Consider the following 26,635-nt stretch of genomic DNA (forward strand, 5'->3'; position numbering starts at 1 on the left):
ACGGCCCTGTGACAGCCCCGTGAGAGGCCGGATCACGATCCACCCCCGCTGTTAGCCTGACGCGGTCCTGCCAACAAGCAGCCGTCCCGGGGGTACTTCGGTGATGCACCGTCAACGTCGTCGTCAGCGTCACCGCACGTGCGCGGCCGCCGTTCCCGCGGTCCGGGCCGGGTCCTGAGGCCGGCGGACGGGGCAGGGACGTGAACAAGCACCGGGTCAAGGTCCTCGCGGTCACCGCGGTCGTCATGCTCGCCCTGACCGGCGGGCGCGGCGGAGGGGGCGGGAGCAGCAGCGGCGGCGGCAGCGGGGTGTCCAAGTCCGACGACTCGGACGGCGGAGGCGGCTGCAGCCGCCAGTCCGGCAGCTCCGGCAGCCACCACGACAGCGACGACGACTACGACAGCGACGACTACAACTACGACGACAGTTCCTCGGAGCAGTACGCCGACGCGGAGGCGGAACTGGTCTCCTGCGTCACGAGCGACCAGCCGGCCGCCGGGCGCAGTGCCACGGTCGACGTCCACAATCCCGGCAGCGGCACGCAGACCTACACGGTGGAGGTCGACTTCCTCGCGCCCTCCGACGGCAGGGAGCTGGACACCAACGAGGTCACGGTCGTGGTCGCCGGCGGCGGGACCGAGACGGTCCGGGTCCCCATGGACGACCCTGACGCCTATGTGCCGGGCACGACCTGCGAACTGGACTCGGTGTACTGAGCCGGCACCGGCCGGAACGCGCGACGGCCGCGGTGGCGCCCCCTGCGCCGCCGCGGCCGTCGTGGACCGGCTCCCCCGAGCCGGCCCTCCCCCCTGGCTTTTCCACTCCTGCTCCCCCGAGCAGGCCTGTTCCCCCGAGCAGGCCGTTCCCCCGAACCGGCCTGTTCCCCCGGCCGGCCCGTCCCCCTGGCCGGCTCCGGTGAAGCGGCTCGTTACGGCGTCTCGCCGGTGGCGTGCCAGTCGGCCGGCTTGATGTCGCTGCCGGTGGCGTGCCAGTCCATCGGCTTGATGCCGTCCTCGCCGGTGGTCTCCTGCGCGGGGAGCTCGAGGTCGCCGGTCTCGGGGTCCGGGGTCGTGGTCGTGCTCTTGGTGCTCATGCGTTCCCTCCCGTGGTTCGCCGGGTGCGGCGGTGCAACCCTGGCGAGACTGGTGTGTGATCGTCAACGGATTATGAACGTCCGCTGGACGCGCAGGTCGGACCGGGAGGCGGGGGGTTTCGGACCGCGGTTGTCGACTCCAGCAGCCGGCGCACTTCGCCGACCTCCGGCGCCGAGGTGCGTTCGAGGAGTTCCAGGGCGTCCGTCCAGCAGGCGCGGGCGCGGTCGTGCTGGCCTACGGCGCGCAGGGCGCGGCCGAGGATGACCTGCACGGTTCCCCGGCGCCAGTCGCCCCCGATGTCGCGCAGCAGTTTGAGTGCCTGTTCGGCGTGCGCGGCCGCCTGCCGGGGACGGCCGGCCGCCAGTTGGGAGTGGGCGAGCCGGTAGAAGGTCATGCCCTCCCACAACCGCTGCCGGTTGGCCCGGAAGATGGCGAGCGCCTCGGACTGGCGGTCGACGGCCTCCTCCAGTCGCCCCGCCTCGGCCAGGGCGATGCCCAGGGCGTACAGGCCGTTGCCGAGCCGCAGGGTCACCCCCTGCCGCTGGTAGATGGCCACGCCGGCCTCGGCGGCGGCGACCGCCCTGTCCTTCTGCCCGAGGGAGAGGAGGGCCCGGGACAGGTTGCTCAGGGCGGCCGCCTCGCCGGGCTCGTTGCCGTCGTCGCGGAAGGCGGACAGTGCCCGGTCGAAGTAGTCGGCGGCCTCCTGGTAGCGGCTGCGGTACAGGGCGATGATCCCGCGCAGGTTCGGGGCGTAGGAGCAGGTCACCGGGTCCGTGACGGCCGTCCCGAGGGTCATGGCGTACCGTGCTTCGGCGTCGGCGCCGTCGAACTGGCCGCTCATGCCGAGCGCCTGACCGAGCAGCGACCGGGCCCTGCCCTCCACGAGGCGGTCCCCGGCCGCGTGGGCGGCCTCGACCACGGCGCGCGTGACGTCCTCGTACGCGCGGGCGTGGATTCCCGACTCCATCAGGTCCTGGGCCATCAGGAGCAGGTCGGCCGCCGGCCGCAGCATCGCCCGGTTCTCCGGGGCGGCGGCCTGGCGGGCGGCGGCGAGGAGCCCGGGGGCCTCGGCGAACAGCCAGTCGAGCGCCGAGTCCCGGCAGTCCAGGGGCAGCCCGGGCCGCGACACGGCGGTCAGGTGGTGCGGTGCCCGGTCGCCGGGGCGTTCCAGTTCGTAGGCGCGGGCGGCGGTGGCGAGGCAGAAGTCGAGGAGGCGGGCGAGGGCGGCGGGGGCGGTGCCGGGCGGGTCGTCGCTCTCGGCGCGGCTGCGCGCGTAGAGCCGCACGAGGTCGTGGTAGCGGTAGCGGCCGGGGGCGGCGGACTCCAGGAGGCTGGCGTCGACCAGGGACTCCAGCAGGTCCTCGGCGTCGTCCGGGTCCATGTCGAGGACGGCGGCCGCGGCCGGCAGGGAGATGTCGGGGCCGTCGGGCAGGGACAGCAGCCGGAAGGCGCGGGCCTGGTGCGGTTCCAGCTGCCCGTAGCCGAGCTCGAAGGTGGCGGCGACCGCCAGGTCGCCCACGCGCAGTTCGTCCAGCCGCCGTTTGCCGTCGGCGAGTTTGCGGGCGAGGAAGGAGACCGTCCAGGTGCGGCGGGTGGCCAGCCGGGAGGCGGCGATCCGGATGGCCAGCGGCAGGAAGCCGCAGGCGCCGACGACGTCGAGGGCCGCCTCGCGCTCGCTGGCCACCCGTTCCTCGCCGACGATCCGGGTGAACAGGTCCAGGGCCTCCTCGGGGCTCATCACGTCGAGGTCGACCAGGTGGGCGCTGGCCAGGTCCACCATCCGCACCCGGCTGGTGACCAGCACCGCGCACCCGGCGGCGCCGGGCAGCAGCGGCCGGATCTGGGCCGCGTCGCGGGCGTTGTCGAGGACGGTGAGGACCCGGCGGCCGGCGAGTGCGGAGCGGAACAGCGCCGCGCGGTCCTCCAGGCTGTCGGGGACGGCGGAGTCGGGGGTGCCCAGGGCCCGCAGGAAGGAGGCGAGGACGACCTCCGGCTCGGCCGGCCGCGGGCTGGAGCCCTGCAGGTCGACGTAGAGCTGGCCGTCGGGGAAGTGCTCGCTCGCCTCGTGCGCGACGTGCACCGCCAGCGTCGTCTTGCCCACGCCGCCTATGCCGGCCAGCGCGGAGACGGCCATCACCCGGCCGCCGGCCGTGGACAGCTGCTGCCCCAGCTCGGCGACGAACGCCGCCCGGCCGGTGAAGTCGGCCACGGTGGCGGGCAGCTGGGCGGGGCGCACCCAGGCCGGTCCGCCGCCCTCCGGGGCCTCGGCCGCCGGTGCCTCCTGCGCGGCCAGGGCCGGGTCGGCGCGCAGGATGCGCTGGTGCAGTTCGGTCAGCTCCGGGCCGGGGTCCACGCCGAGCTCGTCGGCGAGCAGCCGGCGGGTGTCGGCGTACAGGCCCAGGGCCTCGGCCTGCCGGCCGCCCCGGTACAGGGCCAGCATCAGCAGGGAGCGCAGCCTCTCGCGCAGCGGGTACTCGGCGGACAGGGCGGTCAGTTCGGAGACCGCCTCGGTGTGGCCGCCCAGTTCCAGGTCCAGCTCCAGGCGGCTCTCCAGCAGTGCCAGGCGCCACTCCGTCAGCCTGCTGCGCTGCCCCTCCATGTAGGGGCCGGGCGTGCCGGCCAGTGCCTCGCCGTCCCACAGGCCCAGTGCTTCCGTCAGCAGTTCGCGGGCGCGGCGGGGGTCCCCGGCGGCCCGGCGCTTCTCCGCCTCCGACGCCAGCACCTCCGCCCGGGCGAGGTCGAGGGCCCCGGGGGCGACGCGCAGCGCGTAGCCGCCCGCCTCGGTGACCAGGGCGGAGGCGCCCAGCACCTTCCTGAGTCTGGAGGCGTAGGTGCGCAGGGTGGCTGTCGCCTGCGACGGCGGTTCCTCGCCCCACATCGCGTCGATCAGCTCCGGGGCGGTGGCCGTCCGCCCTCGGCGCAGCAGCAGCACGGCCAGCATGGCGCGCTGCTGCGGCGAACCCGCGTTGAGCGGGTTCTCGCCGTCCCAGACCCGTACCGGGCCGAGCAGGGCGAAGCGCAGATCCGACGCCGATCCGTCGTTCATCGCAGCCCCCGAGAGTCGCTGGTGCCCTGGACGCCGGGAAATGGTTCGTCCATCAATCGTTCATCGTGTACCGGAACAGTGACGCCTCAGCGCGCGCAGTCAGTTGCGAGCCTGCGCGAGCAGCCTCCCTCTGCTCCTCGCCGACCGTCCAACTCTCACGGAAGACTTCACCGAAAAGCAATGCGTTCCATGCCTCTCATGCCTCGTCGGGCCCGGGCGGCGACCACCGGACGCACGCTCGGCGCACTTCTGCGCCGACGCGCGGCGGAGTCGCCGGACGCGCCCCTTTCCGCCGCCGGCCCGGTTGCCGGCCCCACGGGTGGTGCCGCCACCGGTCCCACCATGATCACCTACGGCGCGCTGGACCTGCGCGCGCGTGCCGTTGCCGCGTTCCTGGGCGCCGTGGTCCCGCCGGGCAGCCGGGTGCTGCTGGCGCACGTGCCCGGGTCCGGGGCCGACTTCGCCGGCGCGCTGTTCGGCTGCTGGTACGCGGGGATGACCGCGGTGCCGCTGCCCGCCGGGGCGCTGGCCGGCGGGGCGCAGCTGCGCGACGCGGTCCGGCGGGCGGCCCCCGAGGCCGTCCTGGCCGCGCCGGCGCTCGCCGCCGTCGTGCGGCACCGGTTCCGCGGGGGCGAGGTGTTCGCCGCCTCCGACGGCAGTGCCGTCGACGGCGAGCCGGTCGGGAGCCTCGCGCGGCGCTGGCTGCCGCTCGGGGTGCTGCCGTCCGCCGACGCCCTCGTGTGCCACACGCCGGAGGGGGACTGCGAGGCGCCCTTCACCCACGCCGACGTCCTGCGGTCGCTGTCCGTGCTGGCGCACACGGCGCGGCAGGGCATGGACCGGGAGCAGACGGACTGGCTGGCGCACGTGCACGGTCTGGGCCTGGTCTGGGAGGCCCTGCTGGCCGTCCACCAGGGGCACGGGCACGGCGGGCCGGTCCGCCCCGCCGCGCCGTGGTGGCCGCCGCGCTGACCGCCCCGGTGGCCGCCGGTGCGGTGGCAGGTGCGGCGGCAGGTCCGCGCCGGCCCGCACAGGCCTGTGCGGGCGGGCCCTGCGGGGCTCCGCGGTCCGCCCGTGCGGGGGGCGGGCGGTGCCCCCGGGGCGGGTGCTTCGTGCCGTTCTGCCGGTGAAAGAGATGTCTTCGGCCATGGGCGCAGAGTGACGGCGGGAAAGTTTCCGAGGGCCTGCGGAGGGGGTTCCTGCGGTTCCCGCACAGGGGGGTTGCCGCGCAGCAGGTCTGTATCCGAAGGTTTACTCTCCGGTTACCCTTGTCTTTCAAGGGGAAATCCGCGAAAGTTCACCTGAACTTAAGGTTTACCGATTGTAGATCGGTCTGATTGATGCGGATATAGCATCACTTAACCTCCGTTCCATGGTTCAGCTCGGCATGCGCCCCAGTGGCGAGTCCGTCCGTACGGGCGGTGACATCAGGTCCAAAGGTCTGGGCGGCAACTCCGTCGGCCTCACCGGCAGCACGGTCATCGGCATCTCCACCGTGGCCCCCGTCTACTGCCTCACCTCCACCCTCGGGCCGACCACTGGCGAGGTGGGCCTTCAGATGCCCGCCGTCTTCATCGCCGGCTTCCTGCCGATGCTCCTCGTGGCCTTCGCCTACCGGGAACTGAACAAGGCGGTCCCGGACTGCGGCACCTCGTTCACCTGGACGGTCAAGGCGTTCGGGCCCCGACTCGGCTGGATGTGCGGCTGGGGTCTGGTCATCGCCACGATCATCGTGCTGTCCAACCTCGCGGGCGTGGCCACGTCCTTCTTCTACCTGATGCTCGGCGAGATCACCGGCAGTGACGCGGTGGCGGCCCTCGACGGCAACAAGGCCGTGCACATCGCCACCACCCTGGTGTTCATCGCCGTCGCCACGGCCATCAGCTACCGCGGCATGACCGCCACCAAGGGCGTCCAGTACGCGCTGGTCGGGCTCCAGCTCGCCGTCCTCGTCCTGTTCGCCGTGATGGCCGTCATGAAGGCCGGCAGCGGGGCGACGACGGGATCGGTCGACTTCTCCTGGACCTGGCTGAACCCGTTCTCCGTGCAGTCCTTCGCGGCCTTCACCGCCGGCCTGTCCCTGTCGATCTTCATGTACTGGGGCTGGGACGCCTGTCTGACGGTCAACGAGGAGACCAGCGGCAGCAGCCGTACGCCGGGCCTGGCCGCGCTGCTGTCCATGCTCGTGATCGTCGGCTCCTACCTGCTGGTCGCCGTCGGCGCCCAGATGTTCGCGGGCCCCGGCGACGAGGGCCTCGGCCTGGCCAACGAGGCCACCGCGGACAACGTCTTCGCCGCGCTGGCCGGCCCGGTGATGGGCCCCGGCCTGGGCGTGCTGCTCTTCCTCGCCGTCGTGTCCAGCGCCGCCGCGAGCCTGCAGACCACCTTCATCCCGGTCGCCCGCACGGTGCTGGCGATGAGCACCTACCGCGCGCTGCCCGCCTCCTACGGCAAGGTCCACCCGAAGTTCCGCACCCCCGGCCGGGCCACCGTCATGGCCGGCGTCGCCACCGGCCTGTTCTACAGCGTGATGACGCTGCTCAGCGAGAACGTCCTCGTCGACACCATCTACGCCCTCGGGCTGATGATCTGCTTCTACTACTCGATCACGGCCTTCGCCTGCGTCTGGTACTTCCGCCACGACCTGCGCCGCTCGGCACGCGACGCGGTCTTCAAGGGCCTCCTCCCGCTGCTCGGCGGCATCCTGCTGGCCGCCGTCTTCGCCAAGACCCTGGTCGACATGTGGGACCCCGCCTACGGCACCGGCAGCTCGGTGTTCGGCATGGGCAGCGTCTTCGTCATCGGCGTCGGGCTGCTCCTGCTCGGCGTGGTGCTGATGCTGGTGATGACCCGCCACAGCCCCGAGTTCTTCCGCGGCGAGGTCCTCACCCGCGACACCCCCGCCCTCGCCGAGTCCGCCCTCACGGAGTCCGCCCTCACGGAGTCCGCCCTCACCGGGACCGTCCCAGCCGGGTCCGCCGCCGAGCCCGTCGCCGCCGACCCGCGCTGAGCCCGCCGCCGGCCCGCCCCCGGGCGAGCGGCGGTGAGGAGGAGCGGCGGTGCGCCCCCCGCACCGCCGCTCCTCCTCGTTCCCGGACACCCGCCGGCAGGCGACGGACGCGCGGCGCGGACGGGCGGCACGGACGCGTGGTGACGACCGGCCCGCCGGCCCGGCGCACCCGTCGGCCCGGCGCACCCGCCGGGCCGGGCGCCCGCCGCCCGTGCGTCCCGCACACCGGAAGGCGCTCCTGACGCTCCCGCGGCCCCCGCATATGCTCGGACGATGGACACCAGCCTGCAGCGACCGGAGGAGCCGGCCCCCACCGCCAACGCGATGCGGCGCGCACTGCGCCGCGCACGGGACGGCGTGGCGCTGGACACCGCGGAGGCGGCCGTGCTGCTGCAGGCCCGCGGCGACGACCTGGCAGACCTGTGCGCCTCCGCCGCCAGGGTCCGCGACGCGGGACTGGAGGCGGCCGGCCGCCCCGGCGTGATCACGTACTCCCGCAAGGTGTTCGTCCCCCTGACCCGGCTGTGCCGGGACCGGTGCCACTACTGCACCTTCGTCACCGTCCCCGGGAAGCTGCGACGGGACGGCCACGGCATGTACCTGTCCCCCGACGAGGTCCTCGACATCGCCCGGCGCGGAGCCGGGGCGGGCTGCAAGGAGGCCCTGTTCACCCTCGGGGACCGCCCCGAGGACCGCTGGCCCGAGGCCCGCGAGTGGCTGGACGCGCACGGCTACGACGACACCCTCGCCTACGTGCGCGCCATGGCCGTCCGGGTCCTGGAGGAGACCGGCCTGCTGCCGCACCTCAACCCCGGCGTGATGACCTGGACCGACCTGCAGCGCCTCAAGCCCGTCTCCCCGTCGATGGGCATGATGCTCGAGACCACCGCGACCCGCCTGTGGTCCGAGCCCGGGGGTCCCCACCACGGCTCCCCGGACAAGGACCCCGCGGTGCGGCTGCGCGTCCTCCAGGACGCCGGCCGGTCCAACGTGCCCTTCACCACCGGCATCCTCATCGGCATCGGCGAGACGTACACCGAGCGGGCCGAGTCGCTGTTCGCGATCCGCAAGGTCGCCCGGCAGTACCACGGCATCCAGGAGGTGATCGTCCAGAACTTCCGGGCCAAGCCCGGCACCGCCATGCGCTCCGTGCCCGACGCCGACCTCGGGGAGCTGGCCGCCGCCGTCGCCGTCGCCCGCCTGCTCCTGGGCCCCTCGGCCCGCGTCCAGGCCCCGCCCAACCTCGTCGGCGACGAGCACGCGCTGATGATCGGCGCCGGCATCGACGACTGGGGCGGCGTCTCCCCGCTCACCCCCGACCACGTCAACCCCGAGCGCCCCTGGCCGCACATCGACGAACTCGCCGACCGCACCGCCCGGTCCGGCTTCGCGCTGCGCGAGCGCCTCACCGTCTACCCGGAGTTCGTCAAGCGCGGCGAACCCTGGCTGGACCCCCGGCTGCTGCCGCACGTGACCGCTCTCGCCGACCCGGAGACCGGGCTGGCCCGCGAGGGCGCCAGGCCCACCGGGCTGCCCTGGCAGGAGCCGGACGAGGTCTTCGCCCCCACCGGCCGCACCGACCTGCACCGCACCGTCGACACCACCGGCCGCACCGCCGACCGCCGCGACGACTTCGACGACGTCTACGGAGACTGGGACGCCCTGCGCGAAGAGGCCGCCGAAGGCTCCGGCACGGGCACCGCCGCCGGCCCCCGGGGCGCGTCCGCCCCGGAACGCCTCGACGCCGACGTGCGCTCCGCCCTCGCCACCGCCGCCGACGACCCGGAACGGCTCACCGACGACCAGGCGCTGGCCCTGCTGCACGCCGACGGCACCGCCCTGGACGAGCTGTGCCGGATCGCCGACGACGTCCGCCGCGACACGGTCGGCGACGAGGTCACCTACATCGTCACCCGCAACATCAACTTCACCAACGTCTGCTACACCGGCTGCCGGTTCTGCGCCTTCGCGCAGCGCCGCACCGACGCCGACGCCTACACCCTGTCCCTGGAGCAGGTCGCCGACCGCGCCCGGCAGGCGTGGGACGTCGGCGCCGTCGAGGTGTGCATGCAGGGCGGCATCCACCCCGACCTGCCCGGCACCGCCTACTTCGACATCGCCCGCGCGGTGAAGGAACGCGTGCCCGGGATGCACGTCCACGCCTTCTCGCCCATGGAGGTCGTCAACGGCGCCACCCGCACCGGCCTGTCGGTCCGCGACTGGCTCCAGCAGGCCAAGGAGGCCGGCCTGGACACCATCCCCGGCACCGCCGCCGAGATCCTCGACGACGAGGTCCGCTGGATCCTCACCAAGGGCAAGCTGCCCGCGGCCACCTGGGTCGAGGTGGTCACCGAGGCCCACCGGCTCGGCATCCGCTCCTCCTCCACGATGATGTACGGCCACGTCGACCGGCCCCACCACTGGCTGGGCCACCTCCGCCTCCTGGACCGCATCCAGCGGGAGACGGGCGGCTTCACCGAGTTCGTCACCCTGCCCTTCGTCCACACCAACGCGCCCGTCTACCTGGCCGGCATCGCCCGCCCCGGGCCGACCGTGCGGGACAACCGCGCCGTGACCGCCATGGCCCGCCTGCTGCTCCACCCGCGCATCCCCAACATCCAGACCAGCTGGGTCAAGCTCGGCACCGAGGGCGCCGCCGAGATGCTCCGCTCGGGCGCCAACGACCTCGGCGGCACCCTGATGGAGGAGACCATCTCCCGGATGGCCGGCTCCTCCTACGGCAGCCACCGCTCGATCCGCGGCCTGGAGGCCGTCGCGGAGGCCGCCGGCCGCCCGTCCCGGCCGCGCACCACCACCTACGGGCAGGTCCCCGCCGAGCGCGTCGCCACGGCCCGCGCCTTCGACGGGCAGCTGCCCGAACTCCTCCCCGTCCTGGACACCTGACCGCCGCCCGCAGGGAGGACGGCCGCCCGCGGGGGCCCGCAGGGGAGGTGGGAGGACAGTCACCCGCAGGGGGGAACGGTCGTCCACAGGGGGGCCGGCTGTCCACAGGTGGAGCGGCCGTTCACCCCGCCGACGGACGCCTCCACTACAGTGCTGGGCACTTGTGGTGAAAGACCGTACGCCGACGAGGGGGACGCCGACGTGACAATGGTGTGGGGCAGGGCGGAGCAGCAGGACTTCCGCAGCCGGGTGCGCGGCTGCATCGTCGGCGGTGCCGTCGGCGACGCGCTGGGCGCCGGCATCGAGTTCGACTCGCTGGACAGGATCCGGGCCGCGCACGGCCCGGCCGGCGTCACCGACTACGTGACCGCCTTCGGCCGCCGCGGCGCGGTCACCGACGACACCCAGATGACGATGTTCACCGTCGAGGGCCTCGTCCGCGCCCATGTCCGCAGGGACACCGGAGACTGGCACCCGCCCACCGACGTGCACCGCGCCTACCTGCGCTGGTACGCCACCCAGAACCACTGGGGCCCCGACGAGCGCACCCCGGACAGCGGATGGCTGGCCCGGGAGGAGTGGCTCTACAGCCGCCGCGCCCCCGGCGGTGCCTGCCTGAGCGGCCTCGAGGACGACCGGATGGGCACCCTCGACGCCCCGAAGAACCCCGGGTCCAAGGGCTGCGGCACGGTCATGCGCTCCGCGCCCTTCGGCCTCCTGGTGGGCTGGGAACCGGCCCTGGTGTTCCAGTTGGCCTCCGAGTGCGCCGTGCTGACGCACGGACACCCCACCGGGCGCCTGGCGGCCGCCGCGTTCGCCGTGATCGTCCACGGCGTGGCCCGCGGCGAGGACCTGGAGACCGCCACCCGGGGCGCACTGGCCCTCGTGGCCGGCCACACCGGCCACGAGGAGACCACCGCGGCCCTGGAGGGCGCCCTGGCCGCCGCCCGTTCCGGACCGCCCACCGCGGAGCGGGTCGAGTCGCTCGGCCTGGGCTGGGTCGCGGAGGAGGCCCTCGCCATCGGCCTGTACTGCGCCCTGGTGGCCGAGGACGTCCGGCACGGGCTGCTGCTCGCGGTGAACCACTCCGGCGACAGCGACTCCACCGGCTCCGTCTGCGGCAACCTGCTGGGCGCCCTCCACGGCGAGACGGCCCTGCCGCCCGCTTGGGTCGCCGAGCTGGAGGGCCGGGGCGCCCTGCTGCAGCTCGCCGACGACTTCGCCATGGAGATGACCCAGGGTGGGGAACTGCACGGCCCCGGAGCCGTCTCGGACGCCTGGACCGCCCGCTACCCCCGATCCTGACCCCGGCGACCCCGGCGGCTTCAGCTCGTCGGCGCCGGACCCCGGCTCCTGCGGGCCGTTCCGGTTCCCGCTCGCGCATTTCGGTCCGCGAGGGAGGGAACCGTTCCGGGCGCTCCGGATGTCCGACATGAGGAAGGCGTAAAGACTGCCGGTTCCCGGCAGTGCGGAACTCCCTCCGGAGCTGCGAGGATCCGCTCCGGCAGGGAAACGCGCGACGAGGGGAGGGGGGTCGGGGTGACACTGTTTCTCGGACTCGGCATCGCCGGGCTCGTCCTGCTGGCACTCGCCCTGGTGTTCGACGGATTCCTCGAAGGCGTCCTGGGCGGGGCCGCGGAGGGAGCCTTCGGCGGTCTGGTGTCGCTGCCCGCGATCGCCGGCTTCGTGTCCATGCTCGGTTTCTGCGCGGCGGCGGTCCAGGGCGCGACCGGCCTCGGCACGACCGCGGCGGTCCTGTCCGGAGTCGTGGCCGGCGTGGTCACGGCCTGGCTGGTCGTGCGGCTCAGCCGGCTGCTGATGCGGGACCAGACCGATCCGGTGCTGCGCAGCGACGACCTCGTGGGCGCGGCCGGCTCGGTGGTCACGCCGATCCCGGCCGGAGGATACGGCGAGGTGATGCTCCACCTCACCGGGCAGCCGGTGAAGTACGCGGCCCGCAGCGCGGAACCGGTGCCCCGGGGCGCGGAGGTGTGGGTCGCGGAGGTGCTGTCCACCACCTCGGTGGAAGTCCGCCCCGTCGAACGCTGAACCGGGGCTGCGCCGCCCCGTCCGCGGCACCGGCCCGGTCCCTCCGCCCGGCCCGGTCCCTCCGCCCGGCCCGGTCCCTCCGCCCGGCCCGGTCCCTCCGTCCGGCCCGTCCGGTCCGCCCGGCCTGTTCGGCCCGTCCGCACAGGCACCCCACCGCGCCGCTCGCCCCGCCCCCACCGCCCGCACCGCCCGACCGTCCCGTTCCTGCTCCAGCCGACAGTCCAACCCCGGCCGGCGGCCCAGCCCCGGCCCGGTACTCCGAATCACCGCAACCAGCCGTCCGCAACGGACGCGCGAGGGGGGACGTGCCCATCATGAGCCCGGTAGCCGCAGCAGTCACCGGAGTCGTCGTACTCCTGGTACTCCTGGCCCTGGTCGTCATCACCCGCTACAAGGTCGCCGGTCCCAGCGAGGCCTTCGTCATCACCGGCCGCCGTGGGAAGCGGACCGTCGACCCGGCCACCGGCCGGGCCACCACCGACAACAGCGGTCAGAAGGTCGTCGTCGGCGGCGGTGTCTTCGTCGTGCCGTTCGTCCAGCAGCGGCACGTGATGGACCTGTCCAGCCGCCACATCCCGGTCGCGGTGCGCGGCGCGGTCACCCTGCGCGGCGTCAAGGTCAACCTGGACGGCGTCGCCATCGTCAAGGTCGGGGGCAACGAGGACTCCATCCGCGCGGCCGCCCAGCGCTTCCTGCAGCAGCAGGAGGGCATCGTCGGATTCACCCAGGAGGTCCTCTCCGGCGCCCTGCGCGCCATCGTCGGCCGCATGTCGGTGGAGGACGTCATCCGCGACCGGGCCGCCTTCGCCAGCCAGGTCGCCGAGGAGGCCGAGGCCAGCCTCTCCGGCCAGGGCCTGGTCCTCGACGCCTTCCAGATCCAGGACATCACCACCGAGGGCAGCTACCTGGAGGACCTGGGCCGCCCCGAGGCCGCCCGCGCCCGCCAGGAGGCGGACATCGCCGAGGCCGTCGCCCGCCGCGCCTCCGAGCAGGCCCGGCTGAAGGCCGAGGAGGAGATCGCGGTCGCCGAGCGGACCCTCTACCTGCGCCAGGCCGAGATCAAGGCGGAGACCGACGCGGCGGCCGCCAAGGCCAACGCGGCCGGCCCGCTGGCCGACGCCGCCCGCCAGCAGGAGGTCCTCGCCGAGCAGGAGAAGGTCGCCCAGCGGCAGGCCGCCCTGACCGACCGCCAGCTCGACACGCAGGTCCGCAAGCCCGCCGACGCCGAGCGCTACCGCGCCGAGCAGGAGGCCGAGGCCCGTCGCATCGCCCTGGTCAAGCAGGCCGAGGCCGAGGCCGAGCGCGACCGGCTCACCGGTGAGGGCGAGAAGCAGCGCCGCGCCGCCCTCGCCGACGCCGTGCGCATCGAGGGAGAGGCGGAGGCGTCCGCCATCGCCGCACGCGGCCGCGCCGAGGCCGAGGCCATGCAGAAGAAGGCCGACGCCTTCGCCCAGTACGGTGACGCGGCCGTCCTGCAGATGCTCACCGAGGTGCTGCCGCAGGTCGTCGCCAAGGCTGCCGAGCCGCTGTCGGCCATCGACAAGCTGACGGTGATCTCCACCGACGGCGCGGGGCGCCTGCCCAAGGCCGTGGCCGACAACGTCACCCAGGGCATGGAGCTGCTCGGCTCCGTCACCGGGGTGGACCTGGCGGACCTGCTCTCCCGCTTCACCGCGCGCGACGGCGCGGGGGAGAGGAACCGCCCGGCGGCCGGCGGCCCCGGGGCCGTCAGCGCCTCCCCGTCCGACTCCGCGGACCCGGACCAGGAGCAGGCACCGCACTCCGGCTCCGGCGGGCGGGTGGAGATCACGGGCTGACCCTGCCGTGACGCCCCCGGGACTGCCCGGGGGCGCTGCCGGAAAGTGCGGCCCGGGCCGCAGGCCAGGGAAACGGGGGAGGGAACGGGGGAACGGGGGACCAGGGCGGGGCGGGCCGGCTACGGGGGTGTCGGCGCGCCCCGCCCTGCCGTACCACCACTGCCGCACCGGCCGTCCCGGCCCGCCGGGACATTCGCCGTCGCGGCCCGCCGGAACAGCGCTCCCTCACAGCTCCTTGGTCGGCCAGTCCAGCAGACGGGCCCCTATCACCGCGGTCTGCAGCGTGTAACGCTGCATCGAGTCCCCCGGATCCGCACCGGTGAGCCGGTGCACCCGCTCCAGCCGGTAGGTCAGGGCCCGGACGCTCAGACCGATCCGGCGGGCGGCCTCGGCCGACACGCATCCCGAGGCGAAGTAGGCGTCCAGGGTGTCCAGCAGCGGCCCGGCCCCGCCCCGCGCCTGGGCCAACGGCCCCAGCACGGTGCGCACCAGGTCGGCCAGGGCCTCCCGGTCCCGGCTCAGCACGGGGAAGACCAGCAGGTCGGACGCCCACAGCACCGGCGTGTCCAGGCCCATGGTCCGGGCCAGTTCCAGGGCGCCCAGCGCCTCCTCGTAGCTGTGCACGACACCGCCCGGGCCCGGATGCGGCCGGCCGACGGCCACCCGGCAGTCCGCGCCGCCCGTCGCGGCCCGCACCTGCTCGGCGAAGTACCGCACGACGTCGTCCTGGTCGTCGGGGGCGATGCACACCAGCCGGCCGCCCTTGGTGGTCAGCAGCACCCGCCGCTCGCCGAACCGGCCGGTCAGCGCGCTCTCCACCCTGCGGGTCACCGGATGGATGTCGTCGAAGAGCTCGGGGCCCCGGGCCACGGCCGCCACGTGGGACCGGGCCAGCCTCAGCCCGAACCGCACCGCGCGGGCGGACAGATGGCCCAGGTCGCTGCGCCCGTACAGCAGGTCGTCGATGAACTCCCGGCGGTCCGCCGCTTCCTGGCGCACCGCAAGGAGCTGTGCCCGCTCGTAGCCGGCGGCCACGGCGTCCACCACCTGTTCCACGGCCCGCAGCACGCTCTCCCCGGCCGCCCGCACCTCCCGCGCCCCCGCCGCACCCGACATGCCGGGCAGGTCCGGCCACGCGGAGCGGGTCTGCTCCAGGATGCGGCCGACGAGCGGGCGCAGCCCGTACCCCCGCCGTGCGGCGTCCTCCCCCAGGTCCTTGCGGGCCTCCAGTTCCTCGCGCCGCGGGAGACGCCCGGTCGTGGAGACCTCGGCGAGCATCTCCACGTAGCCGTCCAGGTATTCCTCGGGTATCGGCTGCCGGCCCACGTACCGCTCCCTCACTGTCTCGTGTGCGGTACAAGGTACTCAGACGTTCCGCGCGGCCCGGCCCCGCCTGCCGCACCGGCCCCGTTCGTCGCACCGGCCCCGTTCGTCGCACCGGCCCCGTTCGTCGCACCGGCTCCACCTGTCGCACCGGCCTCCTGCCGGTCTGCCCCGGTGCGCCCGTGCGCGGACACGAAAGAGCCCCCTCGGCAGGGACGGCGTATCCCGACGAGAGGGCTCTGGACCTGGTGGTCCGGGCCGGTGCGCGGCCTTCCGGATTCCGGGAGGGGGACGGGGCTCAGACGTTCCCGAAAGCACCGCCGGTCACGTCCGCGACGAACGCGGACCATGCTTCGGCGGAGAAGCTGAGCGCCGGGCCGCCGGGGTTCTTGGAGTCCCGGACGGCGATCGACGTCGGGGAGGGCGTCGCCACCTCGACGCACTGCCCGTTGGCGCCCGAGTAGGACGACTTCTTCCACGCCAGTCCGCCGAACCCTGCGGAGTCCTGCCTGGTCATCATGATCACTCCGACTTCTGCGCGAGTCCGCACGATGTGCTCCGCGGCACCCGGAGGGACAGCGCCGTCTCCGCACCGACCTGCTGCATCGTGCTGTCGTGGGCCGCAACGTGCTGCGGTCCTATGGTCATGACGTTACTCGTCAACTTCACGCTGGAGAGCGGATGTTCACCCGTCTGACTGGCATATTCCAGAAATACGGACAGCGGTGGGGGCAAGGGGTGTACGGTGTCCCGCCCCTGCCCCCGGCCTCTCGGCCCGTACCGCTCCGACAGGCCCCCGCGCCGGCTCCTCATGGCGCCGACGCCCCGCGGCACCGGCCCCTCGCGCCCCCGCACCGACTGCCGTCCCCGAACCGGCCGCCGCCCCGCGTCGACCACCGCGCGGAACCGGCCGTCGCACGGCACAGGAAGGGCGCCTTCCCGTTCTCGCCGGGAAGGCGCCCTCGGAAACCGGGGGACAGCGACGCCGGGACGTCAGCGCGCGTACTCCTTGGCGACCTGGACGATCTTCTCCCTCGTCTGCTCCGGGCTCAGCGCCAGGGCCCGCAGGTGCTCGTACATCACCGTGTACAGCCGGACGTCCGGCTCCTTCTCCAGGTAGAGGTCGCTGGTGACGCCCTCCAGGTACACCACGCTGGAGTCGGCGTCGTCGTGGAACTCCAGGATCGAGAAGGTCCCGGACATCCCCGGGTGCGCGCCGATCTCGTACGGCAGCACCTGGACGGTCACGTGCGGCCAGGTGCTCAGCTCCGCCAGGTGGTCCAGCTGCTCGCGCATTATCGCCCGGTTCCCCACCACCCGGCGCAGCGCGGACTCGTCGATGACGGCCCAGAAGCGCAGCGGCGACTCGGCGTCGGATATGCGCACCTGGCGCTTGAGCCGCACCTCCGTCCGCTTCTCCACCTCGGCAGGGGTGGCCTCCGGCTGCCCGCCGGAGATCGCGGCCTCCGCGTAGGCGCGGGTCTGCAGCAGCCCCGGGATGATCAGCGACTCGTAGTTGCGGACCGAGGCGGCCTCCGCCTCCAGTCCGATGTAGACGCTGTACGGGATGTCGCCGAAGGCGTGCCACCAGCCGCGCTGCCGGGACTCCTTGGCCATCGTCATCAGCGACTCGACGACCCGCTCGTCCTGCACCTCGTAGACCTGGCACAGGTCGCGCACGTCGCGCTGGCTGATGCTGCGCCGGCCGTTCTCCAGCCGGCTGATCTTGGACTGCGAGACCAGGAGCCGCGTGGCCACCTCTTCGGCGGTCATGCCCTTCGCCTCGCGCAGTTTGCGCAACTCCGAGCCGAGTCGACGGCGTCTGACGGTCGGATTGACATTGGCGGCCACGGGAAGCGCACCTCCGGATTCCAGTGTTCCAGCACATTTCCGCTGGCTTGCAGCCTCCCACCGACGATCGGTCCTCCGCCGGGAAACCGCCGGACAGCAACCGACCAGCGGCCCGCAGGGCCCGGCCGTGGCGGCCCGCGGGCCCGGCCGTCCGGCCGTCCGTCCGGCCGTCCGTCCGGCCACGACGGTGCCGGCCCGGCGGCCGCGGCGGACGTCCCGCGGCAGGCGTGCAGGGACAGCTGCGCGGGGTGGGGCACCGGTGTCGGCCGGTGCCCCACCCCGCGCAGACTCGCTGTGGGCCCTGGCCCACGGTCCAGCTTCTAGCTCGCCGCGACCCGGGCCATTCCGCGACCCGTGGACCGCGGCGGGGCGGTCCGCGAGGGCGCGGTCCGCCCTCCGCCGGCATGCCGGCCGCGCGGCGCGGCCGCCGCGCCGTTCTGCACGTCCATGACGGCGTGCGCCACCATCCCGCCCATCGGGTCGTACCTGATGAGGTCGCGCAACCTGGAGCGGGACGACCGCCCTTCGTTGCCCGGGTACAGGTGCTTGCCGAGTCCCACCGAGTGGGCGAGCGCGGCGAGCGCCGCGGTCCGCGGGTCCGGCGGTACGCCGGTGCGGATCGCACTGTCCAGCCTGGTCTTGATCTCGCGGCTGACCGAACTGTCCGACGCCTGGTACCTGGTCGTCGGCAGCACCCCGCACATCTGGCTCTCCACGGCATGCACCATGCCGCAGCGCTCCAGGTGCGCGAGGTAGGTCTGGCGCAGGCCCAGCCTGGGCCCGCCGATCCAGTGGACCGCGCGTACTGCACTGCCGCGTCGGCGCAGCAGTTCCAATGCGGTGTCCAAGGTCGGATCACCGGTCGGCCGTGGTACCACCACGGCGATACGATCCCCGTCTGGGGCTATTCGCCCGGCCAGCGCCAACTCGACGAGTTGTGCGCCGGCCAGGCCGAGGTCGAGCGACTGCGGCTGTGCCGTGGTACCCGTGGCCGGGTCCAAGGCCAGCAGCAGAAGCTCCTCCGGAATTGATCTGCGGCTCCTGCCCATCCATGCCTCCCCGCGTGGATGCATGACAGGGTGACCCCTCTCACACCCGGCTGTCGAGAGTGCCTAGGTTCTTTGTGAGGGAACCAACAGGTATGTCGTTCTCGTCCAGCAGGTGGGTGAGGTGTCGGCGCGGGTCGGCGGAGACACCGGTCAGGCCCTCACGGGACACTGGACAGCAGCGGGGCGACGCAGACGCGCGTCCCGTCCGATGTGCGCATTTCTGCAGGAGGTTTGGGTGGCGGGCAAGTCCCCCGGCAGGGCGGATCAGCAGAAGTCGTCGGGGGAGACGGCGGAGGAGCCGAAGGATCCCCGACTCGAGGCCTTCCGCGAGCCGGACGAGGGTGAGGAAGCGACCGGCACGGCGACCCTCCACCTGAGGGCCTCGGCCCCGGACGGGGCGGCGCCCGCGGACACGGTGCCGGCGCAGGCGTCGTCCGCGGACGACGAGGCGGACCGGGGAACGGGCCGCGGGGCCGACGACGAGACCTCCGGCGTCGACGCCCCGTCCGGAAAACCCGCGCCGGGCGACGCGGACCCGTCGGACGCCGCGGACGGAGAGCGCGCGGCCGACGTGCCGGACGAACCCGAGCCGGACACGACCGGGTCGGATGCCGCTGAGTCGGACGCCGCCCCGACGGCCGGTGCCGACGAGACCGGGGCCGACGAGACCGGGGCCGACGACGAGAGCGAGCCGGGGGCCGCAGCGGAGGCCAAGGGCGACAGCGGTACCGCCGATGCCGCCCCCGCGCCGTCACCGGCGCACCAGAAGGCCACAGGCGGCCCGGAGAAGGCCTTGAAGGGCGAAGACGCACCCGAGGTCGGGGAGGGCGCCAAAAGGGCCTCAGAAGGCGACGGAGGCTCCTCGGAGGGCAGGTCGACCGCCGATGCGGACGACGCCGAGGAGAAGCCTGTCCCCGCGGCTCCCGCAACGATGCAGTTGAGGATCCCGCCCCGGGAGGAGTCTGCCTCCGGGAGCCCCCGAGATGCCTCTGCCTCCGACGCGGAGGGAGCTGCGGACCCGGAGACGGACGCGGACGACCCGGCCCCGGCCCCGGCTCCGGCCGCGACCGGTCCGGACGAGGTGGAGGCCGAGAAGGCCGCCGTCGAGACGGATGACGCGGACACCTTCACGGCCTCCCCGTCCGGTTCGGCCAACAAGTCCGACAAGGCCGACAATTCAGGCAAGGTAGAGGAGGGTGCTGCCGACGAGTCGTCGGCCAAGGCTGCGGCCACCTCCGCCGAGAAGCCTGCAGTTGCCGAAAAGGCAAAATCCGGATCGAAAGCCGACAAGGCCGACGAACCCTCTGGTGACCCCGAGGCGAAGGACGCTCCCGCGAAGGGCGAGTCCGACCCCGTCTCGGACAGGTCCGGCCCGGGCCAGACGAAGCCTGCCCCGACGTGGGCCAAGGCTGCCGCCGCTCCGGCCGGGACCAAGGCCGGACCCGGCGCCGAGGCCAAGACCGGCACCAAGGGCGGCACCGAAGCCAAGGGCGGTCCCGAGGCCAAGGGCGGTGCCGGGGCGGCCCCGGCCATCGTCCACCCCGCGCCGAGGGCGTCGGAGCCCCCGCCCGTGGAGCGCACCAGGCAGCAGCCGCTGCCGCCCGTTCCCGGTGCGCCCCTGCAGTTGCTGGCCGAGCTGACCAACACTCCGCCGCCGCCGGAGACCCCGCTGCGCACGTTCGTGCGCCGGGTCAAGATCTGGACTCCGCTGGTCCTGCTGCTCGTGCTGCTCATCGGCGTGGCCCAGATGCTCCGCCCGCTGCCGCAGCCCGCCCTGACGCTCACCGCCGCCGACTCCTACACCTTCGAGGGCGGAAAACCGTCGATCCCCTGGCCGGACTCCGGCCAGGCGGCGCTCGACGTCGAGGGGCTGGGCACTTTCGGCAGCAGCGGTGAGCAGAAGCCGGTGCCGATCGCCAGTGTGGCGAAGACGATGACGGCCTACGTCATCCTCAAGGACCGCCCGATCAAGCCCGGTTCCAAGGGTGCGATGCTCACCATGGACAAGCAGGCGGCAGAGGACTCCGGCCTGAGCTCCGAGGGCGAGTCGACGATCAACGTCACCGAGGGTCAGAAGATCAGCCAGTACGAGGCACTGGAAGACCTGATGATCGCCTCGGCCAACAACATCGCCCGTTACCTGGCGCGTTGGGACGCCGGTTCCGAGGAGGCCTTCGTCAAGAAGATGAACGAGGCGGCCGCGGAAATCGGCATGGAGGACACGACCTACACGGACCCGAGCGGCCTGAAGTCGACGACCGTCAGCACGGCCGTCGACCAGGTGAAGCTGGCCAAGAAGGTCATGGACTTCCCCGTCTTCCGGGAGATCGTGGACAAGGGCTCCTACACCCCGTCCGGCTACAACTCCGTCCAGTACAACTGGAACACCCTGATCAACGACCCGGGTGTGAACGGCATCAAGACCGGCTCCAGCACCGCCGCCGGCGGAAACCTCCTGTTCTCGGCGAAGCAGCCGGTCGACGGGACCGAGCAGCTGATCGTGGGTGCGGTCCTCGGCCAGTACGACACCCCGATCCTCGGCTCGGCGATCAACGCCAGCCGTGAGCTGATCAAGACCGGCCAGGAGGCCCTGACCTCCGCCGCGATCCTGAAGAAGGGCGACGTCGTCGGCTACGTCGACGACGGCCTCGGCGGACGGACGCCCGTCGTGGTGACGAAGGACGTCAGCGCGGTCGGCTGGCCGGGCCTGGAGGTGAAGATCGCCGCCGAGGAGTCCGAGAAGGGCGTGCCGGGCACGGCGAAGGCCGGCACGAAGGTCGGCACGCTCACGGTCGGCGACGGCCCCGGACAGGTCAAGGTCCCCGTGGCCCTGGAGACGGCCTTGGAGGAGCCCTCCATCGGCGCCCGTCTGACCCGGATCCTCTGACCGGTTCCCGTTCGGTCGACCTGCGGCCCCGGCGCTCCACGAGCGCCGGGGCCGCCCCGTTCCTGGCCCGCCCACCGCCCGTCATCCGTTCCGGCAGGCGTCCCGCCGGACCCGGTCCCCCCGGAACCGATTCCACGATTTCGTGGCGGTCGGGTCCGTATCGGCGATATTGAGCGTGGGAGTTCATTGAGTCGGTGCTGCGGCGACGGGTGGCCCGTCCAGAGGAGCGGGCGCCGACCGCAGAGCCTTGCGAGCCGGTCGGCGAGGTCCTCCGGGGCCACGCCCGGCTCCGGAGGCTCCACCGCAACTACGAGAAACTGTTTGGGCTGTCACGGTTGACGATCCGACAGGCCATGGTGGACTCGAACACCCTGCCTGGCGTCGGCTCGGACGGAACCGGGCATTACCTCCGCTCGAAACCGCTCGCGGCAGCCTGAACCGGCACCGAGCACCCTCTCAGAAGCCCTCGACAGCCGTCAGCGCGAACGTCAAGGGCAGAGTGACGCCGGCGAGTGCGGCTGCCGTCGCAGACATTCCCGCACGGATCTCCCGCTTGCCCCGGAAGCCCAAATAAGCAGCGACCAAAGGAAAGATGCAGCACACAAGGAAGCTGAAGTGCCAGCCTTCTTCCTTGATGAAGAAAACCATGCCGGCCAAGCAGACTGGAACCGACCCGAGGCTCAGGGCACGGCAACGAGTGAGGAAGAGATCGAGCTGGTCGATCCCGTCGAAGAATCCCATTGATTCGGACCGCCTTTTTCTCTATACCGCTTGGTGGTCGTAGCCGCCGGTGCCTACCTCGGGGAATCCGTCCGCCGCCGAGAAGCCGTTGACAGCGGCGGACATGGTCAAGCCGAGCGCGCTGAGTGCCGCCGCAACCATGTCGAATGCCTTGGCCGCCTCGCCCCACATCTGCATGATCCGGATGGCTTGTGCCGCGGCCAGGGCGAACAAGGCCACCGATGCAGCCTGCCCCCCGACGGGAATCACGTTGACGGCCTGCGCCGCGGCCAGGTTGATCAACCAGATGACGAGCCAGTCGCAGAACATCACCAGGAACGATTTGAGGAACTCGGCGAACTGGAAAGCCAGTTGTGCCGCCTGTGCGTAACACTCCTGCAATGATTCGAATGTTTTTTTGATTTCACTCAGCTTATTGCTGAATTCATCGAAATACACGGCGGCTGCATCGGCGGCGTTGCCGCGCCAGGTGAGACCGATGTTCCGGTTGCCTTTATTTAAATTAGCAGCCGCTGTATCGCAGAATGATGCGAGGTTCCCCCATGTTTCGGCGCATTCATTGTACTTGTTCCAGTCTCCGAAAACCCAATTCGTCACGGTGGCGAAGGGGTCGAAGCCGAACAGCAGCTTGGATGCCTCTACTGCCATTGCCGAGGGGCTGCCCAGGTCGAGGGCGCTGCCGAGCGTTTTCTGTACCGGATTCATTCCGTACTCGTCCGCATGGCCCGACGCGTAATTTGCGAAGGGGTTATTACTATCCCCGTCCGGCTTCTTCAGATGGTTCGTCGCGTCGCTGTTGTCGGAGAAATCTTGCGGGTCGCCCTCGGGGCTGCTGGCTGGCGCCTTGGAGCCCTGGTGCAAGGAATCAATTCTGGCAGCCTCGTTCCTGTCCGTCTCCCGGTAATAATCGGCTGAGCGCTCCAGTTCCTTCTTGGATGACTCCAGAACTTTCTGAACCTTCTCCAGGGATTTCTTGGCCTCGTGCACGTAACTGTCATGATCACCCGCGACGAGGTCCCACAGATCTCCACCCCCTGACTTCTCGATCTGTGCGTAATTATTTGTGTACGAGATGGCCTGCGCGCTGCCGTCCGCCGCGCGTCCCACCAACTTCGAAAAGCTGTCGATCGCACCGGGTTCTACGCGGAAATTCAAATTCTCCCCCGAATGAACTCATTCCTCAGCCGCCCGGCCGGTGGGGCTGTTCAGTACAAGGACCAGTCGCGGCCGTCGTGACGTGTCTTTTCGCCCGGACGGTTTGGAGCATCTGCGCGCCGCTCATCATCGAGTTGCTGTTGCTCCTTCGCGAGCAGGTGTTCCCCCTCTGCAGCGAGTGCGTCGCGCTCACTGTCGGACATGGAGGCCCACTTCTCGGCGAGCGGGGCCGACTGCTCCACCGCCTGTTCGGCGTAAGCCGACACGTTGGCTGCATCACGCAGTCCCGTGCGTCCGGAGAGCACACCCTGTGCCATCTCCTTGAGCGCGTCTCCCCCCAAGCCCGAGGCGAGGTGCTCCAAGGACCGTCGCAGGATTTTTGCCTGGGCCGGGTCATGCTGGGTCATTTCCAGGAACTCGGAGTCGTCCACCGGCTTGTGAGGGTGCTTGGAGGTGCTGCCCACGGGTACCCCTTCAAGTAGGTCTGACCTGTTTGGCCCAGCGTCAGCCTACTGACCGTCCGGGTCCTGCCGGCGCCATTACCGGCAAGATGCGCCTCACCGCGTCGGTCCGGGAGTCGCCCCGTGTGTCGAAGCGGGCTACGACGGGAGCCTTGTCAGGAGGGTGCCGTCCGTCATGCGCGACCCCGCCGTGCCGCATAGCGCTGCCGGTCGGCACATCCACAGGCAATGCCGTCACTGATCACTCCAGCACGTCCCCACTCCCATCCGCTATTCTGTCCTCGGCACCTCTCCCAGCCGTACCCAGGAGGAGTCGGGGACAGTACATGCAACCCCGCCGTCTGAGGCCGAGAGTCGGGCGCCACCGACGTGCAGTGATCTTTGGAAGAGGCTCCCGGCGGAGGTTCCTCCAAGGTTCTCCACACGTCCCGCCTCAGTAGCTCAGGGGATAGAGCACCGCTCTCCTAAAGCGGGTGTCGCAGGTTCGAATCCTGCCTGGGGCACACAGTCCGACCAGCACGAAGCCCCGGCCCGATCAGGGTCCGGGGCTTTTCCGTGCCGCCTGACATCCACAGGTGACATCAACGGCGGCGTCTGAGCAGCCGGTCCATGTGGCTGATCGCCTCCCGCTGCGTGTCCTGGACCACGTGCGTGTACACGTCCATGGTGATGCTGATCTGGCTGTGGCCCAGGATCTCCATCACCACCCGGGGTGCCACCCCGGCAGCGGTCAGCAGCGTCGCGCAGCCGTGCCGGGCGTCGTGCAGCCGGATGACCCGAAGGCCGGCGTTCTCGGCGACCCGGGTGAACGAGCGGTACAGGTTCCGCGGCTCGACCGGACGGCCGGTGCGGGTGGTGAACACGTATCCCGACTCCTGCCAGGCCGCCCCCGCGCGCTCACGAGCAGCCGCCTGCCGCATCCGGTGCCACCGCAGGGGAGCGACGCACATCGCCGGGAGGGGCACCACTCGGCGGCGCCGGCCTTTCGGGTCGTCGTCGTAGAGCACGCCCCGACGGCGCTGCGTCTGACCCTGCACGGCCAGGACGCGGTTCTCCAGGTCGATGTTCTCCCAGCGCAGGCCCACGATCTCCCCGCGCCGCAGTCCCATGGCGATGGCCAGGACGAACGCCGCGTACAGCGGATCGGTCCGGGCGGCGGCGAGGAACGTCAGCGTCTCGTCCAGGGACCAGGGCGACAGCTCCCTGGAACGGGGTCGGGGAGGCTCCACCAGCTTCGCCACGTTGCGGGTGATCAGCTCTTCCCGGCAGGCGGCCGAGAGCGCGGTGCGCAGCACGCGGTGGGACTCCTTGGCAGTGGCCGGCGTCGTCCGCTTCTCCACGGCGGTGAGGAAGCGGCGCACGTCGGCCACGCCCAGCGACTCCAGCCGCTTGGAGCCGAGCAGCGGCACGAGGTAGAGCCGCACGTGCGATTCGTACTTGTCGTAGGTGCTCAGCTTCCGCCGTGGCCGTACGACCTGCTCCAGCCAGTACGGCAGCCACTCGGAGAGCTTGGCCGAGCGGGTGGGGGTGGGGATGCCGTTGCGGTCGCGGGCGAGCAGTTCGTGGCGCTTGCGGTCGCACTCGTCCCAGGTCTTGCCGTAGGCGAACTTGCGGGCGCGGGTGCCGTCGGGCTGGAGGACGTACACGGCGGCCTGGTAGCGGCCGTCGGCGCGCTTGGTGATGGTGCCGGCGCCGTTGGGGTTGCGCTTGCGCTTGGGGGCCATCAGGCAGCCGCCTCCAGTTCTCGGGAGATGTATTCGCGCACGGCCCGGGCCGGGATGCGGCGACAGCGGCCGATGGTGATCGAGGGCAGGCGGTGGGAGCGGATCAGGTCGTAGACGGTGGAGCGGCCCAGGCGCAGACGGGCCATCACCTCCGGCACGGTCAGCAGCTCGTCGTCATGCACGGGTGGGCTCTCCTTCGGTTCCGGGTGCGGGTGCGGTGGAGGCGGCGAGCCAGGCTTCGCCGGGGGTCAGGCCGGTGCCGGCGAAGACCCAGTGCGCCAGGACGTAGGTGGTCTCCTCGTCCTCCTCGGCCGGGCGCTGTGTGCCGTCGAGGGCGGCGAGGGCCTGGGCGCGGCGCCATTGGGCGCGGGCGTCGCGGAGGGCGCCGAGGGTGGTGGAGTAGCGGCGGGTCTTGGTGGAGAAGTGGCCGCGGAAGCCGAGCATGTGGGCCCAGGCCCGCAGGCGGAGGTGTTCGAGGTCCTTGCGGGCGCCGAGGGCCCAGGCGGTGCGGATCATCCGCCGGGCGTGGTCGGTGATCTCTGCCTGTGCGAGTTCGGCGAGGAGCTTCAGCGGCCGGTCCAGGGTGCCGGTCGCCGTCTCGGCGCCCTTGGTGGCGTACTTGGCGATGTAGGCGGCAACGGCCCGGTCGGTCAGGTCGGCCGCGCCGTCGAGGTCGGTGCCCCGGATGGTGCGTACGTCCAGCTGGCGGCCGAAGGCGAAGGTGTGGGCGCGGCCGTCGACGACCGGGCCGGGTACTTCGGCGGTTGCGGCGGCGGCGCGGACGGCGTCGGTCAGCAGCTCGGCGGTGGCCCAGGCCGGGGGCGGTGCGTCGCCGCCGGAGGGGCCGTCGAGGCGGATCACGGCGTGGAAGTGGACCGCGCCGCGCTTTTGGTACTCGGCGACCTTGGCGAACGAGACGCGGGCGTGTTCGGCGAACTCCCGCTGCGGCAGGCCGGCCCGCTTGGCGACCTCCCGGCGCAGGTAGATGGAGAACCGGCGCCACAGCGCTCCGGCGTGCGCGTTCCACAGCACCGCGGCTTCGTAGTCGTAGGTGTTCGGGTCCAGGGGTGTGCCGAGGACGTCGTCCTCCTGGCCGTGGAGGACGCCGCAGCGGCAGCGGCGGACGGTGCAGCCCGGGCCGGTGGGCCGGTTGTGGACCGGGCCGAAGCCGGGGGCGGTGAAGGTGGCGAACACTCGAGGGTGGGCCGCCACGGTTTCGGGGATGCCTTTGCCGCCGCGCAGTCCGGCGGTGACCAGGTGGAAGGTGTCGCGGCGGTAGACCTCCGCGCAGGCCGGGCAGCGGGTGGCCCGGCGGTTGTTGCAGCGCACCAGCAGGTGGCCGGCGGGAAGGTCGGTGGCCTGGAGGTGGTGCAGGATGCGGCCGATCTCTCCGGTGCGGGTGTTCACCGCGTGCTCGGTGCGGTGGCCGTCCAGCCGCACGGGACGGGTGCAGCCGCCGAGGCCGGACAGTTGCCGCAGCAGTGCGGGCATGGTGCCGAGCGAGGCCAGCATGCCGAGTTCGGG

Annotated in this window: 22 protein-coding genes and 1 tRNA gene; 9 read left to right on the plus strand and 14 right to left on the minus strand. The window is 72.3% G+C overall.

What is annotated here, in order from left to right:
- The first annotated feature begins 200 nt into the window (after positions 1-200).
- A complete protein-coding gene (locus GQS52_RS15665; protein ID WP_182314026.1) occupies positions 201-716 on the plus strand; it encodes a hypothetical protein in 516 nt (171 codons plus the stop codon).
- A gap of 212 nt (positions 717-928) precedes the next feature.
- Here the strand turns inward: GQS52_RS15665 and GQS52_RS15670 are convergent, their stop codons facing one another.
- Together GQS52_RS15670 and GQS52_RS15675 are read right to left on the minus strand one after the other, a co-directional pair.
- Positions 929-1,093: a hypothetical protein gene (locus GQS52_RS15670; protein WP_182314027.1), complete on the minus strand. Its 165-nt coding sequence runs from the start codon at positions 1,091-1,093 to the stop codon at positions 929-931.
- A gap of 71 nt (positions 1,094-1,164) precedes the next feature.
- Positions 1,165-4,140, minus strand: a complete 2,976-nt coding sequence (locus GQS52_RS15675) for a BTAD domain-containing putative transcriptional regulator (RefSeq protein ID WP_182314028.1) — start codon at positions 4,138-4,140, stop codon at positions 1,165-1,167.
- Between the two features lie 342 nt (positions 4,141-4,482).
- On the opposite strand from GQS52_RS15675, the gene GQS52_RS15680 reads away from it, so the two are divergent.
- The 6 genes from GQS52_RS15680 to GQS52_RS15705 all read left to right on the plus strand — a co-directional run bounded on the left by GQS52_RS15680 (position 4,483) and on the right by GQS52_RS15705 (position 13,920).
- Complete coding sequence (locus tag GQS52_RS15680) at positions 4,483-5,112, plus strand: hypothetical protein (RefSeq protein ID WP_182314029.1); 630 nt, start codon at positions 4,483-4,485, stop codon at positions 5,110-5,112.
- A 400-nt stretch (positions 5,113-5,512) separates the two neighbouring features.
- Positions 5,513-7,150: an APC family permease gene (locus tag GQS52_RS15685; RefSeq protein ID WP_182314030.1), complete on the plus strand. Its 1,638-nt coding sequence runs from the start codon at positions 5,513-5,515 to the stop codon at positions 7,148-7,150.
- Between the two features lie 273 nt (positions 7,151-7,423).
- Positions 7,424-10,054 carry a bifunctional FO biosynthesis protein CofGH gene (locus GQS52_RS15690; RefSeq protein WP_182314031.1) on the plus strand — a complete coding sequence of 877 codons (2,631 nt, stop codon included), beginning with the start codon at positions 7,424-7,426 and terminating at the stop codon, positions 10,052-10,054.
- Positions 10,055-10,261: 207 nt separating this feature from the next.
- Positions 10,262-11,359: an ADP-ribosylglycohydrolase family protein gene (locus GQS52_RS15695; RefSeq protein WP_182316483.1), complete on the plus strand. Its 1,098-nt coding sequence runs from the start codon at positions 10,262-10,264 to the stop codon at positions 11,357-11,359.
- Between the two features lie 234 nt (positions 11,360-11,593).
- Positions 11,594-12,103 carry an NfeD family protein gene (locus tag GQS52_RS15700; protein WP_182314032.1) on the plus strand — a complete coding sequence of 170 codons (510 nt, stop codon included), beginning with the start codon at positions 11,594-11,596 and terminating at the stop codon, positions 12,101-12,103.
- A 314-nt stretch (positions 12,104-12,417) separates the two neighbouring features.
- Positions 12,418-13,920, plus strand: a complete 1,503-nt coding sequence (locus GQS52_RS15705) for a flotillin family protein (RefSeq protein ID WP_182314033.1) — start codon at positions 12,418-12,420, stop codon at positions 13,918-13,920.
- A gap of 225 nt (positions 13,921-14,145) precedes the next feature.
- On the opposite strand, the gene GQS52_RS15710 is transcribed toward GQS52_RS15705, so the two are convergent.
- From GQS52_RS15710 to GQS52_RS27865, 6 genes are all read right to left on the minus strand, one after another.
- Positions 14,146-15,246 carry a helix-turn-helix domain-containing protein gene (locus GQS52_RS15710; RefSeq protein WP_259370799.1) on the minus strand — a complete coding sequence of 367 codons (1,101 nt, stop codon included), beginning with the start codon at positions 15,244-15,246 and terminating at the stop codon, positions 14,146-14,148.
- Between the two features lie 295 nt (positions 15,247-15,541).
- Positions 15,542-15,760, minus strand: a complete 219-nt coding sequence (locus GQS52_RS15715; RefSeq protein ID WP_182316485.1) for a DUF397 domain-containing protein — start codon at positions 15,758-15,760, stop codon at positions 15,542-15,544.
- A gap of 5 nt (positions 15,761-15,765) precedes the next feature.
- Complete coding sequence (locus GQS52_RS27860) at positions 15,766-15,891, minus strand: hypothetical protein (protein WP_259370800.1); 126 nt, start codon at positions 15,889-15,891, stop codon at positions 15,766-15,768.
- A gap of 345 nt (positions 15,892-16,236) precedes the next feature.
- Positions 16,237-17,094: a helix-turn-helix transcriptional regulator gene (locus tag GQS52_RS15720; RefSeq protein WP_182314034.1), complete on the minus strand. Its 858-nt coding sequence runs from the start codon at positions 17,092-17,094 to the stop codon at positions 16,237-16,239.
- A gap of 320 nt (positions 17,095-17,414) precedes the next feature.
- Positions 17,415-18,143 (minus strand): GPP34 family phosphoprotein, encoded by a 729-nt coding sequence (locus tag GQS52_RS15725; RefSeq protein ID WP_182314035.1) that lies wholly within the window; start codon positions 18,141-18,143, stop codon positions 17,415-17,417.
- Positions 18,144-18,183: 40 nt separating this feature from the next.
- The gene (locus tag GQS52_RS27865; RefSeq protein WP_259370801.1) at positions 18,184-18,312 is read right to left on the minus strand and encodes a hypothetical protein; all 129 of its coding nucleotides are present in this window, start codon (positions 18,310-18,312) and stop codon (positions 18,184-18,186) included.
- A 66-nt stretch (positions 18,313-18,378) separates the two neighbouring features.
- Between GQS52_RS27865 and GQS52_RS15730 the strand changes: the two genes are divergently transcribed.
- A complete protein-coding gene (locus GQS52_RS15730) occupies positions 18,379-21,030 on the plus strand; it encodes a D-alanyl-D-alanine carboxypeptidase (protein ID WP_259370802.1) in 2,652 nt (883 codons plus the stop codon).
- A 456-nt stretch (positions 21,031-21,486) separates the two neighbouring features.
- Here the strand turns inward: GQS52_RS15730 and GQS52_RS15735 are convergent, their stop codons facing one another.
- From GQS52_RS15735 to GQS52_RS15745, 3 genes are read right to left on the minus strand one after another with little or no spacing between them, the layout of a single operon-like run.
- Positions 21,487-21,771, minus strand: coding sequence for a hypothetical protein (locus GQS52_RS15735; protein ID WP_182314037.1), 285 nt, complete (start codon positions 21,769-21,771; stop codon positions 21,487-21,489).
- A gap of 21 nt (positions 21,772-21,792) precedes the next feature.
- Positions 21,793-22,926: a type VII secretion target gene (locus GQS52_RS15740; protein ID WP_182314038.1), complete on the minus strand. Its 1,134-nt coding sequence runs from the start codon at positions 22,924-22,926 to the stop codon at positions 21,793-21,795.
- A gap of 50 nt (positions 22,927-22,976) precedes the next feature.
- Positions 22,977-23,390 carry a hypothetical protein gene (locus GQS52_RS15745; protein ID WP_259370803.1) on the minus strand — a complete coding sequence of 138 codons (414 nt, stop codon included), beginning with the start codon at positions 23,388-23,390 and terminating at the stop codon, positions 22,977-22,979.
- A 427-nt stretch (positions 23,391-23,817) separates the two neighbouring features.
- Here GQS52_RS15745 and GQS52_RS15750 point away from each other — a divergent pair.
- Positions 23,818-23,890 (plus strand) — tRNA-Arg (locus GQS52_RS15750).
- A 78-nt stretch (positions 23,891-23,968) separates the two neighbouring features.
- Here GQS52_RS15750 and GQS52_RS15755 read toward each other — a convergent pair.
- The 3 genes from GQS52_RS15755 to GQS52_RS15765 are packed head-to-tail and all read right to left on the minus strand — an operon-like array spanning position 23,969 to position 26,602.
- Positions 23,969-25,111, minus strand: coding sequence for a site-specific integrase (locus tag GQS52_RS15755; protein ID WP_182314039.1), 1,143 nt, complete (start codon positions 25,109-25,111; stop codon positions 23,969-23,971).
- Positions 25,111-25,293 (minus strand): helix-turn-helix domain-containing protein, encoded by a 183-nt coding sequence (locus GQS52_RS15760; RefSeq protein ID WP_182314040.1) that lies wholly within the window; start codon positions 25,291-25,293, stop codon positions 25,111-25,113. Before GQS52_RS15760 ends, GQS52_RS15755 begins: the two co-directional genes overlap by 1 nt.
- Positions 25,286-26,602: a replication initiator gene (locus tag GQS52_RS15765; protein WP_182316487.1), complete on the minus strand. Its 1,317-nt coding sequence runs from the start codon at positions 26,600-26,602 to the stop codon at positions 25,286-25,288. The genes GQS52_RS15760 and GQS52_RS15765 overlap by 8 nt, the downstream gene beginning before the upstream one ends.
- Positions 26,603-26,635 lie beyond the last annotated feature (33 nt).

The sequence above is a fragment of the Streptomyces sp. SCUT-3 genome, from assembly GCF_014083985.1.
Classification (GTDB): Bacteria; Actinomycetota; Actinomycetes; order Streptomycetales; family Streptomycetaceae; genus Streptomyces_H; species Streptomyces_H thermolineatus.

Excerpts from the sequence above, each read along its gene's own strand:
- GQS52_RS27860 (WP_259370800.1), bottom strand. The coding sequence starts at position 15,891 with ATGACCATAGGACCGCAGCACGTTGCGGCCCACGACAGCACGATGCAG.
- GQS52_RS15735 (WP_182314037.1), bottom strand. The coding sequence starts at position 21,771 with ATGGGATTCTTCGACGGGATCGACCAGCTCGATCTCTTCCTCACTCGT.
- GQS52_RS15715 (WP_182316485.1), bottom strand. The coding sequence starts at position 15,760 with ATGACCAGGCAGGACTCCGCAGGGTTCGGCGGACTGGCGTGGAAGAAG.
- GQS52_RS15725 (WP_182314035.1), bottom strand. The coding sequence starts at position 18,143 with ATGGGCAGGAGCCGCAGATCAATTCCGGAGGAGCTTCTGCTGCTGGCC.
- GQS52_RS15675 (WP_182314028.1), bottom strand. The coding sequence starts at position 4,140 with ATGAACGACGGATCGGCGTCGGATCTGCGCTTCGCCCTGCTCGGCCCG.
- GQS52_RS15670 (WP_182314027.1), bottom strand. The coding sequence starts at position 1,093 with ATGAGCACCAAGAGCACGACCACGACCCCGGACCCCGAGACCGGCGAC.
- GQS52_RS15705 (WP_182314033.1), top strand. The coding sequence starts at position 12,418 with ATGAGCCCGGTAGCCGCAGCAGTCACCGGAGTCGTCGTACTCCTGGTA.
- GQS52_RS15695 (WP_182316483.1), top strand. The coding sequence starts at position 10,262 with ATGGTGTGGGGCAGGGCGGAGCAGCAGGACTTCCGCAGCCGGGTGCGC.
- GQS52_RS15765 (WP_182316487.1), bottom strand. The coding sequence starts at position 26,602 with ATGCCCGCACTGCTGCGGCAACTGTCCGGCCTCGGCGGCTGCACCCGT.
- GQS52_RS15755 (WP_182314039.1), bottom strand. The coding sequence starts at position 25,111 with ATGGCCCCCAAGCGCAAGCGCAACCCCAACGGCGCCGGCACCATCACC.
- GQS52_RS15690 (WP_182314031.1), top strand. The coding sequence starts at position 7,424 with ATGGACACCAGCCTGCAGCGACCGGAGGAGCCGGCCCCCACCGCCAAC.
- GQS52_RS15680 (WP_182314029.1), top strand. The coding sequence starts at position 4,483 with ATGATCACCTACGGCGCGCTGGACCTGCGCGCGCGTGCCGTTGCCGCG.
- GQS52_RS15685 (WP_182314030.1), top strand. The coding sequence starts at position 5,513 with ATGGTTCAGCTCGGCATGCGCCCCAGTGGCGAGTCCGTCCGTACGGGC.